Source organism: Erwinia sp. CGal63 (assembly GCF_037026505.1).
GTDB lineage: Bacteria > Pseudomonadota > Gammaproteobacteria > Enterobacterales > Enterobacteriaceae > Erwinia.
In genome coordinates, this window is sequence record NZ_JAKUMN010000001.1 from 1,508,762 (window position 1) to 1,520,606 (window position 11,845).

At 59.5% G+C, this 11,845-nt stretch carries 10 protein-coding genes; 4 read left to right on the forward strand and 6 right to left on the reverse strand.

Annotated features, from left to right (window positions below):
* The first annotated feature begins 52 nt into the window (after positions 1-52).
* Positions 53-1,240, forward strand: coding sequence for a benzoate/H(+) symporter BenE family transporter (locus tag MKZ79_RS06845; protein ID WP_336140865.1), 1,188 nt, complete (start codon positions 53-55; stop codon positions 1,238-1,240).
* A gap of 48 nt (positions 1,241-1,288) precedes the next feature.
* Here MKZ79_RS06845 and cobB read toward each other — a convergent pair whose 3' ends face one another.
* The 5 genes from cobB to lolC are packed head-to-tail and all read right to left on the reverse strand — an operon-like array spanning position 1,289 to position 6,192.
* The gene (gene cobB, locus MKZ79_RS06850; RefSeq protein ID WP_336141370.1) at positions 1,289-2,119 is read right to left on the reverse strand and encodes a Sir2 family NAD+-dependent deacetylase; all 831 of its coding nucleotides are present in this window, start codon (positions 2,117-2,119) and stop codon (positions 1,289-1,291) included.
* Between the two features lie 10 nt (positions 2,120-2,129).
* The gene (gene nagK / locus MKZ79_RS06855) at positions 2,130-3,062 is read right to left on the reverse strand and encodes an N-acetylglucosamine kinase (RefSeq protein WP_336140866.1); all 933 of its coding nucleotides are present in this window, start codon (positions 3,060-3,062) and stop codon (positions 2,130-2,132) included.
* The gene (gene lolE, locus MKZ79_RS06860) at positions 3,052-4,296 is read right to left on the reverse strand and encodes a lipoprotein-releasing ABC transporter permease subunit LolE (protein ID WP_336140867.1); all 1,245 of its coding nucleotides are present in this window, start codon (positions 4,294-4,296) and stop codon (positions 3,052-3,054) included. Before lolE ends, nagK begins: the two co-directional genes overlap by 11 nt.
* The gene (gene lolD / locus MKZ79_RS06865; RefSeq protein ID WP_336140868.1) at positions 4,296-5,000 is read right to left on the reverse strand and encodes a lipoprotein-releasing ABC transporter ATP-binding protein LolD; all 705 of its coding nucleotides are present in this window, start codon (positions 4,998-5,000) and stop codon (positions 4,296-4,298) included. The genes lolE and lolD overlap by 1 nt, the downstream gene beginning before the upstream one ends.
* Positions 4,993-6,192 (reverse strand): lipoprotein-releasing ABC transporter permease subunit LolC, encoded by a 1,200-nt coding sequence (gene lolC, locus MKZ79_RS06870; protein ID WP_336140869.1) that lies wholly within the window; start codon positions 6,190-6,192, stop codon positions 4,993-4,995. The genes lolD and lolC overlap by 8 nt, the downstream gene beginning before the upstream one ends.
* Positions 6,193-6,449: 257 nt before the next feature.
* Between lolC and MKZ79_RS06875 the strand changes: the two genes are divergently transcribed.
* Positions 6,450-6,659 carry a hypothetical protein gene (locus tag MKZ79_RS06875; protein ID WP_336140870.1) on the forward strand — a complete coding sequence of 70 codons (210 nt, stop codon included), beginning with the start codon at positions 6,450-6,452 and terminating at the stop codon, positions 6,657-6,659.
* Between the two features lie 77 nt (positions 6,660-6,736).
* Positions 6,737-10,180 (forward strand): transcription-repair coupling factor, encoded by a 3,444-nt coding sequence (gene mfd, locus MKZ79_RS06880; protein ID WP_336140871.1) that lies wholly within the window; start codon positions 6,737-6,739, stop codon positions 10,178-10,180.
* A 47-nt stretch (positions 10,181-10,227) separates the two neighbouring features.
* On the opposite strand, the gene MKZ79_RS06885 is transcribed toward mfd, so the two are convergent.
* On the reverse strand, positions 10,228-10,656 hold the full coding sequence (locus tag MKZ79_RS06885) for a hypothetical protein (RefSeq protein WP_336140872.1): 429 nt from the start codon (positions 10,654-10,656) through the stop codon (positions 10,228-10,230).
* Between the two features lie 537 nt (positions 10,657-11,193).
* Between MKZ79_RS06885 and MKZ79_RS06890 the strand changes: the two genes are divergently transcribed.
* A complete protein-coding gene (locus tag MKZ79_RS06890; protein ID WP_336140873.1) occupies positions 11,194-11,808 on the forward strand; it encodes a response regulator transcription factor in 615 nt (204 codons plus the stop codon).
* Positions 11,809-11,845 lie beyond the last annotated feature (37 nt).

Here is an 11,845-nt window from a genome sequence, read left to right on the forward strand (position 1 = left end):
TATAGCGCACAGTGCTAGTCTGTGCGCTATAACGCACAACCCGGAGGTTATCATGCGCCCGGCTTTCTCTCTACGTCATCTTACCCTGCCTGCCGTGGTGGCGGGATTTGTCGCGGTGCTGGTCGGCTATACCAGCTCCGCCGCGATTATTTTTCAGGCGGCGGACGCTGCAGGCGCCACCACGGCGCAGCTGGGCGGCTGGCTGAGTATGCTGGGCCTGGCGATGGGCATGACTTCGATCGGGCTATCGCTTTATTACCGCGCGCCGGTGCTGACAGCCTGGTCCACGCCCGGCGCGGCGCTGCTGGTCACCAGCCTGCCCGGCACCTCGATGCCGGAAACCATCGGCGTATTTGTTTTCGCTTCGGGTCTGATTTTTCTCTGCGGCGTAACCGGCCTGTTTGCGCGGCTGATGAACCATATTCCCCAGGCGATCTCCGGCGCGATGCTGGCGGGCATCCTGCTGCGCTTTGGTCTGGACGCCTTCGCTTCGCTGCAGCCCGACTTCGCGCTGACCGCCAGCATGTGCCTGGCTTATCTGTTGGCCCGTCGCTTTCTGCCGCGCTATGCGATTATGGTGACGCTGCTGGTCGGTCTGGCGGTCGCGGCCGCCAAAGGCGACATTCACCTTTCACAGCAGCCGCTGGCGTTTGCGCTGCCGCAGTTTATCGCGCCGCAGTTCAGCTGGTCGACGCTGCTGGGTATTGGCGTGCCTTTTTTTATAGTGACGATGGCGTCGCAAAACGCGCCGGGCATTGCCACGCTGAAAGCTGCGGGCTATCCGGCGCCGGTCTCCTCGCTGATGAGCTGGACCGGGCTGACCTCGCTGCTGCTTTCTCCTTTTGGCGGCTTTTCGGTCTGTATCGCGGCCATTACGGCGGCCATCTGTATGGGGCCGGAAGTCCATCCCGATCCACAGCGCCGCTACTGGGGCGCCGTCTGCGCGGGGTTTTTCTATCTGCTGGCGGGTCTGTTCGGCGGCGCCATCGGCCAGCTGTTCGGCGCGCTGCCGCCCGCGCTGATCCATACCATCGCGGGGCTGGCGCTGTTGGGAACCATCGCGGGAAGTTTACAGCGGGCGCTGGCGGAAGAGAAACAGCGCGAGGCAGCAGTGATAACTTTTCTGATTACGGCTTCGGGGCTCTCTTTACTGGGCATCGGCGCGGCGTTTTGGGGATTGGTCGGCGGCATTGTGGCGCATCTGATTTTCTCTTTACCGCGTCGCGGCCGCCCGGCCTGAAGAGAGAAAATAAAAAGGACGGCTGCTGCCGTCCTCCCGCTATTGCGTTTATTGCGTTTTCTGCAGCAGCCGCTGTACAAAGCGCGGCACCACTTCGCTTGCCAGCCCGTACTCTTTCTCTTCGAACTCGCTGCCGACCTGGCTTGGCTCCAGATTCAGCTCCACGGTATGCGCGCCCTGCAGCTTAGCTTCATGGACAAAGCCCGCCGCAGGATAGACATGGCCCGAAGTGCCGATAGCGATAAAGTAGTCCGCCTGCGCGATCGCCTGATAGATTTCATCCATCTGCAGCGGCATCTCGCCGAACCACACCACGTGCGGTCGCAGCACGGACGGGAACTGGCAGCAGTGGCAGCGATCCTCTTCCTTCACGTCTTCCTGCCAGTGCAGCACCTGGCCGCTGTTGACGCAGCGCACCTTCAGCAGCTCGCCGTGCATATGGATAACGTTGCGGTTGCCTGCCCGCTCGTGCAGGTTGTCGATATTTTGCGTCACCAGCAGAAAATGGTCGCCCAGCGCGGCTTCCAGCTTCGCCAGCGCCTCGTGCGCCGCGTTGGGCTGAATATCGCCGCTGGTTAACTGGCGACGGCGGGCGTTATAGAACGCCTGCACTTTTTGCGGATCGCGCGCGAAACCTTCCGGCGTCGCTACGTCCTCCACTTTGTGCTCTTCCCACAGGCCGTCTGAGGCGCGGAAAGTGCGGATGCCTGACTCGGCGGAAATGCCTGCGCCGGTCAGCACAACGACTCGCGGTAAAGGATGCATAGCTATCTCCAGGTTACGGTCGCGTTCGAAAATCCGCTGGCGAAAACGCTGCTGAACTTTGCGGCGGGTTTTCTTGTAGCGGGCCAGTCTCAACCGGCGACGGGGTGTACGCATCATAAATCCTCTAGTCCTGAATGTGCAAAAAAGCGGCGCCGCGCGTGCCGCCCGCGTCGCCATGACGGGCCTGGACGATGCGCGGCGGCTTCGCGCGCGGCAGCAGATGCGTCGCCACCTGTTGCTCCAGCCCGTCATAGAGCGCTTTAAAACCCGACAGCCCGCCGCCCAGCACCACCAGATGCGGATCCACCAGCGTCAGCCAGTTGGCCAGGCAAACGGCCAGCAGCGCCTGATAACGGGCCGTATGGGCAATAGCCTGCTGATCCTGTTGATAATAACGGCTGACGATCGCGGGCGCACTGAGATCTGACTGATAATGCAATCGCCACAGCCGGGCGAAACCTGTGCCGGAGAGCCACGGCTCGATGCAGCCGCGCTTGCCGCAGCCGCACAGCGGCTGTTCCACATCCCGGCCAGGTATCTCCAGCACCTCCAGCGCGTCCAGCGGCAGCCGCATATGGCCGAATTCGCCCGCGACGAAATTACGGCCGGTCAGCGGTTTGCCGTCCACAATCAGCCCGCCGCCCACGCCGGTGCCCAGGATCAGTCCCAGCACTACCGGAAAGGTTTTGAACTCGTCGTCCCAGGCTTCCGACAGCGCGAAGCAGTTGGCATCGTTATCGATACGGACTTCGCGGCCCAGCCGCTGGCTGAGATCGGCCTGCAGCCGCTGGCCTTGCGCCGCCGGAATATTGGCGGTGAACACGGTGCCGTCATCCGGCACCGGCAGGCCGGGAATGCCGACGCCAACGCGGCCCCGGCTGCCGCAAAACGCATCCGCTTCAAAAGTCAGCGCGGCGATCCGCTCCAGCAACAGAGCATAGTCATGCGCCGGCGTGGCGACACGTTTGCTCCAGATCTGCCGTCGCGCCTTATCATAGACGCCCAGCGCGATTTTGCTGCCGCCGACGTCGAAGCCATAATAAAAGTTATTGCCCACTGAGCACCCGAGCCGGATCGATGCGGCTGGCCCTTCGCGCCGGATACCAGCTGGCGACCAGCGAAAGCAGCAGCGAGGTGATCAGTACAATACCTACGTCCAGCCAGTGCACTTCCGACGGCAGGAAGTCGATAAAATAGATGTCGCCCGACAGGAAATGATAGCCGGTTAAGGTTTCAATACCGTGGATGATCGGCGTCAGATTAAAGGCAGCCAGCACGCCGACCACCACGCCGCTGACGCTGCCCAGCAAGCCCGCCATCAGGCCGTACCAGACGAAAATCGCGCGGATCAGCCCATCTTTCGCGCCCAGGGTGCGCAGCACGGCGATATCGCCGCTCTTGTCTTTTACCGCCATTACCAGCGTCGAGACGATGTTAAAGCAGGCCACGCCGATCACCAGCACCATCGCCAGATACATAATGGCGCGGATCATCTGGATATCGCGATACATATAGCCATAGGTGCCAATCCAGCTGCGGATATAGACGTAAGCGTGGGTGACTTCGCCCGCGTCCCGCACCAGCTTCTGCGCGGCGAAAGGATTGGTCATCTTCAGCGCGATGCCGGTAACGCTGTCGCCCATTGCCAGATAGTTTTGCGCATCCTGCAGCGGCACCAACGCCAGGCTGTGATCCAGCATGCCGCTCAGCGCCAGAATGCCGCTGACCTGCAGGCGTACGCGCTTCGGCTGCAGCAATTTATGTTCAGGATCGCTGTTAGGGATCATGATGGTCAGCCAGTCGCCCTGTTTGACTTTCAGGCTGTTGGCGACGCCCTGGCCGAGGATAATCTGCTGTTTGCCCGCGGCAAAGCTCTGCCAGGCGTTGTTTTGCACATAGGCGGGCAGCGCGCTGAGTCGGCTTTCCTGCTGCGGATCGACGCCTTTTACCTGAATCGCCTGCAGCTTCGCACCGCTTTCGATCAGGCCGGTAAAGTTGATATAGGGCGCGGCGGCGGCGATGCCGTTGACCTTTTCCACCGCCGGCAGCAGCGACTGCCAGCCGGTAAAGGGCTGGTTGACCGGTTCGATTTCGCCGTGCGGCACCACCGCCAGAATACGGTTGTTCAGCTCGCGCTCGAAGCCGTTCATGGCGCTGAGGCCGATAATCAACACCGCCACGCCCAGCGCGATGCCGACCGTGGAAATCACTGAAATCAGCGACACCATACCGCCGCGACGGCGGCCCCGGCTGAAGCGCAGCCCCAGCAGAAGAGAAAGAGAGCCTGCCATTACGCTATGCCCGCCAGCGTCAGTTCTTCGCTGAGCACGCCGTCGCGCATCTCCATCTGGCGGTTAAGCCGCTTCGCCAGATGCAGATCGTGCGTGACCACCAGAAAAGCGGTGCCCTGACGCGTGTTCAGCTCGCCCAGCAGATCGAAGATCGCGTCCGCGTTGCGCGCATCCAGATTGCCGGTCGGCTCGTCCGCCAGCACCAGCCGCGGATTGTTCACCAGCGCGCGGGCGATAGCTACGCGCTGCCGCTCGCCGCCGGAAAGCTCGGAAGGCCGATGCGCCGCGCGCTTTTCCAGCCCTACCGCACGCAGCAGCTCGGTCGCTTTCGCCTCGGCCTGCGCTTTGCTCGCTTTACCGATCAGCAGCGGCATCGCGACGTTTTCCAGCGCGCTGAAGTCGGGCAGCAGATGGTGGAACTGGTAGATAAAGCCCAACTCGCGATTGCGCAGCTCCGCTTTCGCCGTGGAAGACATGGCGTTCAGCGAGTTGCCGTTGAAGATGACGTCGCCGGAGGTTGGCGTATCCAGCCCGCCCAGCAGATGCATCAGCGTACTTTTGCCGGAGCCGGAGCTGCCGACAATCGCCATCATTTCGCCAGGCGCCACGCTGAAGGAGACGTTGCGCAGCACGTCTGTCTGAACGCTGCCTTCCTGGTAGCTTTTGCACAGGTTGTCGCACTGCAACAGAATTGGGTTACTCATAACGTAAAGCCTCAGCGGGTTGAACGGCGGCGGCGCGCCAGGAGGGATAGAGCGTGGAGAGCAGCGCCACGGCCATCGCAATAACAACAATGGTCACCACCTGAACGGCGGAAATCTCAACGGGCAGCGCCGCGCCGTCGAGGAAAAGGCCGATCAGCGGCATCAGGTTATTGAGCTGGCTGGCCAGCAGCACGCCCAGCAGCGCGCCGACCACGGCGCCGACGATGCCGGCGGTCGCGCCCTGCACCATAAAGACCATCACGATCTGACGGCGCGTCAGCCCTTGCGTTTGCAAAATCGCCACTTCGCCCTGCTTTTCCATAATCAGCAGGCCCAGTGAGGTGATGATGTTAAACGCAGCGACGGCGACAATCAGGCTGAGCAGCAGCCCCATCATGTTTTTCTCCATCTTCACCGCCTGGAACAGCTCGCCTTTGCGCTCGCGCCAGTCTTTCCACACCAGACCTGCGGGCAGCTTCTGCTGGCTGAGCGAATCGACCTGTAGCGGCTTCTCCAGCCACAGGCGCCAGCCAGTGATATGCCCGGCCGGATAGCGCATCAGGCGCGAGGCGTCCTGCTGGTTAACCAGGATCTGATAGCCGTCCACTTCGCTGTTGGCGGCGAAAGTGCCGATCACCGTGAACAGACGCTGGCTCGGCAGCCGTCCCATTGGCGTAAACTGACTGGCGGACGGCACCATCAGGCGAACCTGATCGCCGCGCTTCAGGCCCAGCTGCTCCGCCAGCTGCTCCCCGACGATAATGCGGTATTGATTGGGCTGCAGATCGCTCTGCTTCACGTTGCTTAAAAAAGGCGTGAGCGGATCGGGTTCATCAGGATTGACGCCCAGCATGACGCCAACGCCGACGCTGCGCGCGCTTTGCAGCACCACGTCGCCGGTGGTCAGCGGCGTGACGCGGCTGACTCCCTGCAGCTGCAGCGACTCCGCCGTCACCTGCTGCGGGTCGATGGAGCCTTTCTCGCTGCTAATCAGCGCTTGCGGCATCAGGTTTAGCGTGCTTTTTTCCAGCTCGTGCTCAAAGCCGTTCATCACCGACAGCACGGTGACCAGCGCCAGCACGCCCAGCGTGATGCCGATAGCGGAAAGCCAGGATACAAACCGTCCGAAGCGGTCCGATGCTCGCCCGCGCATATAGCGCAGGCCGATAAATAACGCGACAGGTTGATACATGTAATCCGTCTTCTGGCGGTAATAAGGCAAAAAGTGATCGAAGATGATAAAGGTTAGCCCGGCGTTATGGAACCTCTAAGCCGCTGACTCTTTTGCTAACTTTTGTTATCGCCTTCGCCACGCCGGTTTATTGTCGAAATATCACGCGAAAAACGACCGCTAATTACTCAATTGTTACGCACAAAAGGGCGTAAACTTACTTATCCCTCAACGGGAAAGGCAAGACGTAGCGTAGAGTAAAGGCGGGAGTCGTTATAATGTCAAAATATCCAAAAGGCAGTATTGTCCGGCACAAAACGGGCGAAATTAAGGGGTTGGTGGTAAACGTCTTCGATCAGGGCGACGCGCCCGCAGGCTATTATGTGAAATGGGACGACGGTAATCACAGCTATCACGGCGAAAAAGAGCTGGTTTGGGCAAACATTGACCGTCCCCGAATGCACTACACCCATCAATCGCCGAAATAGAGGTATACTCGGTTAGCCGAACAGGAAACGCGTCGTTTTCTGCTCTCCCTTTTTGTGAAGAGACCGACTGACTGATTATGCCTGAACAAGCCCGATATACCCTGCCAGCCAAAGCAGGCGACCAGCGCCAGCTGGGACAACTAACCGGTGCCGCCTGCGCGGTGGAATGTGCGGAAATCCTGGCGCGACACGGCGGCCCCATGATGCTGATCGCGCCGGATATGCAAACTTCGCTGCGGCTGCAGGATGAGATCCGGCAGTTTACCGACGAGCCGGTGCTGAGCCTCGCCGACTGGGAAACGCTGCCCTTCGACAGCTTTTCGCCGCATCAGGAAATCATCTCTTCTCGTCTCTCCACGCTCTATAACCTGCCGACGCTGAAAAAAGGCGTGCTGATCCTGCCGGTGAATACGCTGATGCAGCGCGTCTGCCCGCACAGCTTCCTGCATGGCCACGCGCTGGTGATGCGCAAGGGCCAGCAGCTTTCGCGGGATGCGCTGCGCGCCCAGCTGGAGCAGGCTGGCTATCGCCATGTCGATCAGGTGATGGAGCACGGCGAATACGCCACGCGCGGCGCGCTGCTGGATCTCTATCCGATGGGCAGCGAGCAGCCTTACCGCATCGACTTTTTCGACGACGAGATCGACAGCCTGCGCCTGTTCGACGTCGACAGCCAGCGCACGCTGGAGGAAGTCGAGGCCATTAACCTGCTGCCCGCGCATGAGTTTCCGACCGATAAAGCGGCAATCGAGCTGTTTCGCACCCAGTGGCGCGAACACTTCGACGTGCGGCGCGAAGCCGAGCATATCTATCAGCAGGTCAGCAAGGGCACGCTGCCCGCCGGTATCGAATACTGGCAGCCGCTCTTTTTCGAGCAGTCGCTGCCCGCGCTGTTCAGCTATCTTCCCGCCAATACGCTGGTGGTCAACACCGGCGATCCGGAAGGCGCGGCGGAGCGTTTCTGGCAGGAAGTGACCACGCGTTTTGAAAACCGTCGCGTCGATCCCATGCGTCCTCTCCTGCCGCCGGAGAAGCTCTGGCTGCGCACCGACGAGCTGTTCGGCGAGCTGAAAAAATGGCCGCGCGTGCAGCTGAAAAACGACGAGCTGGCGGAGAAAGCCGCCAATACCAATCTTGGCTATCAGCCGCTGCCGGATCTGGCCGTACAGGCGCAGGCGAAGGCGCCGCTGGACGCGCTGCGCCGTTTTCTGGAGTCGTTCAGCGGCCCGGTGATCTTTTCGGTCGAGAGCGAAGGCCGCCGCGAAGCGCTGCAGGAGCTGCTGGCGCGCATTAAACTGGTGCCGAAAACCCTTCACGCCTTAAGCGAGGCGGAACAGCCAGGCGCTTATCTGATGATTGGCGCCAGCGAACACGGCTTTATCGACAGCCTGCGCAACCGCGCGCTGATTTGCGAAAGCGATCTGCTGGGCGAGCGCGTCAGCCGCCGTCGCCAGGATACGCGCCGCTCGATCAATCCCGATGTGCTGATCCGCAATCTGGCGGAGCTGCATCCCGGCCAGCCGGTGGTGCATCTGGAGCACGGCGTTGGCCGCTATATCGGCCTGACCACGCTGGAAACCGGCGGCATTACCGCCGAATATCTGATGCTGGCCTACGCGGGCGACGCCAAACTTTACGTGCCGGTTTCCTCGCTACATCTGATCAGCCGCTACGCCGGCGGCGCCGATGAAAACGCGCCGCTGCACAAGCTGGGCAGCGACGCCTGGTCGCGGGCGCGGCAGAAAGCGGCGGAAAAAGTACGTGACGTGGCGGCGGAGCTGCTGGATATCTACGCCCAGCGCGCCGCCAAAGCGGGCTTCGCCTTTAAGCACGACCGCGAGCAGTATCAGCTCTTCTGCGACAGCTTCCCGTTTGAAACCACGCCGGATCAGGCGCAGGCGATCAACGCCGTGCTCAGCGATATGTGCCAGCCGCTGGCGATGGACAGGCTGGTCTGCGGCGACGTCGGCTTTGGTAAAACCGAAGTAGCGATGCGCGCGGCTTTCCTCGCCGTGGAGAACCACAAGCAGGTCGCGGTGCTGGTGCCAACGACCCTGCTCGCCCAGCAGCACTACGACAACTTCCGCGATCGCTTCGCCAACTGGCCGGTGCGTATCGAGATGCTCTCCCGCTTCCGCAGCGCCAAAGAGCAGGCGCAAATTCTTAGCGAGGCGCGTGAAGGGAAAGTAGATATTCTGATCGGCACCCACAAGCTGCTGCAAAGCGAAATCAAATGGCGCGACCTGGGCCTGCTGATTGTGGATGAAGAGCACCGCTTCGGCGTGCGCCACAAGGAGCGCATTAAAGCGATGCGTGCCGATGTGGATATCCTGACGCTGACCGCCACGCCGATCCCGCGCACGCTGAACATGGCGATGAGCGGTATGCGCGATCTGTCGATTATCGCCACGCCGCCTGCGCGTCGTCTGGCGGTAAAAACTTTTGTGCGCGAGTTCGACAATCTGGTGGTGCGCGAGGCGATCCTGCGTGAAGTGCTGCGCGGCGGCCAGGTTTATTATCTCTACAACGACGTGGAGAATATCGAAAAGGCCGCGCACCGCATCGCCGAGCTGGTGCCGGAAGCGCGCGTGGCAATCGGCCACGGCCAGATGCGCGAACGCGATCTGGAACGAGTGATGAACGACTTCCACCATCAGCGCTTTAACGTGCTGGTCTGCACCACCATTATCGAAACCGGCATCGATATTCCGACCGCCAACACCATTATTATCGAGCGCGCCGATCACTTTGGCCTGGCGCAGCTCCACCAGCTGCGCGGTCGCGTAGGCCGCTCGCATCATCAGGCCTACGCGTGGCTGCTGACGCCGCATCCAAAAGCGATGACCACCGACGCGCACAAGCGGCTGGAAGCGATAGCCTCGCTGGAGGATCTGGGCGCCGGTTTCGCGCTGGCGACGCACGATCTGGAAATTCGCGGCGCGGGCGAGCTGCTGGGCGAGGATCAGAGCGGCCAGATGGAAACCATCGGCTTCTCGCTCTATATGGAGCTGCTGGAAAATGCGGTAGACGCGCTGAAAGAGGGCCGCGAGCCGTCGCTGGAAGATCTCACCAACAGCCAGACCGATATCGAACTGCGGATGCCAGCGCTGTTGCCGGATGACTTTATCCCGGACGTGAACACGCGCCTGTCGTTCTATAAGCGCATCGCCAGCGCGCAGCAGGAAGGCGAGCTGGAAGATCTGAAAGTCGAGCTGATTGACCGCTTCGGCCAGCTGCCGGACGCGGCGCGCAATCTGCTGGATATCGCTGCGCTGCGCCTGCTGGCGAAAAAGATTGGCATTCGCCGCGTCGAAGCGAGCGAAAAAGGCGGCTTTATCGAGTTTGCCGAGAAAAACAAAGCCGATCCGAGGTGGCTAATTGGCCTGCTGCAGAAAGAGCCGCAGAACTGGCGGCTGGACGGCCCGACAAAGCTAAAATTTACGCGCGATTTGGCCGAGCGTAAGCTGCGCATGAAATGGGTGCGCGACTTTATGGCTCAGGTGCTGGAAAACGCGGCCTGACGCTAACCGCTTCAGCCTCTCCTGACCGTCAGGCTGAAGCGGTTATACTATTCGTCGTTGCTCGAGATCCCCAACATAAAGCCGTCTATTTCTTCTATCTTGATCCTGAGCAGGCCGTTTTTATGGTGCGAGAACTTTTCCGATCCCAGCCTGAACGAAACATCTTTCAGATGTAAAAAATTAAGCGGCACGGAAGCTTCATCATCTTCGGGCGTATAGTAAGCGTCGCCGGTGCGTTTAAAATAGTTGGCTACCGCCTGCTCTACGGAGCCTTCCTCTGTTTCGCCAAAAAAGGCGACGACGCTTTCATAGTATTCCTTGCCGGAAATGGTGTTTCCCGTTACCAGCGCGCCTTTGACAAACAGCGTCACGCCCAGCCCTACGCCTAACTTACTGGCGATATTAGCGATAAAATTCAGATCGGCGTCGCGCATTTTACTGGCGAAAACGTTGGTCATTTCACTCTGTTCAGACATGGTTATCTCCTTGCGCTGTTGCGGTAATGCATCAGCATTAGTAATGAGTTTAGTGGATTATGAAAGGCTGACCAGTTGCGCGCAGAACAGGGAATGGCCGATATGCAACAGGATGGGATGTTTGCGGCTGCCCGCCGCTTCGCTGAATTAACCTTTTCAGCTAAACAGGAGCAATCAGGATTGCGGCAGGTTATCGTTAATTAATGGCAGCGAAGTATCAGGGCCAAATAAAAGTTAGAGTCGTCGATTTGTCCATAGACATTTCGCAGGACAACATAATTTAATAAAACCCTGGGCATAATGTTCGCAGAATTAAGGCTGCTGTTTTCTTCATCCGCATAAGGAATGAACGACATGTTATAACGTATTGTAGAGACAGGAGTATTTAATTTGCGCGACGTTTAAAAGAAAAAGCGAGGCTACAAGGTAATATTCTGGAAAAATCGGGGCATAAGCGTTTCCGATTTTAAAGGTGAAAGTTTCAGGTTATATTAACGCGCATTAAATCAGAATTGGCCGAAGCCAGAACGAGTCATTATGGATAAAAAAGTTTATATTGTTGATGACGATGAAGCTGTGGTCGCCGCGCTGCAAAACCTGCTCAGTTCGGAAGGCTATCTGATTGCCACTTTTCTTTCCCCGGCTGATTTTCTGAGCCAAACGGATTACGGCACGCCTTCCTGCCTGATCGTGGATCTGAACATGCCCGGCCTGGATGGTTTTGACGTTTCGCTGCATCTTACCGAACGCGGCTACGCTATTCCTACCATTTTCCTTACCGGCTACGGCACTATCCCCATTACCGTCAGGGCGATGAAAGCCGGCGCCTTTGAGTTTCTCACCAAGCCGGTAATGCCGGACGAACTACTAAGAGTGGTTGCGGAAGCGCTGGCGCTGGCGGAGAAAAACGCCGACGCCTTCCGGGAAAAGGTTACGCTGACCGGGCGCTATAATTCGCTGACGCCCAGAGAAGCGGAGCTGATGCAGCTGACTATTCGCGGCCTGTTAAACAAACAGATCGCGGCGGCAATGGGCATCAGCGAAATCACCGCTAAAGTGCATAAGCGCCGGGTGCTGGACAAAATGCTGGTTCGTTCCGTGCCCGAACTGGTTATTGCCGCAGAGAAACTGGGACTGCTGCACGAAAGTTGATCGTCAGCGGTCGGCGATGCGCGCTCCCGCAGAAAGC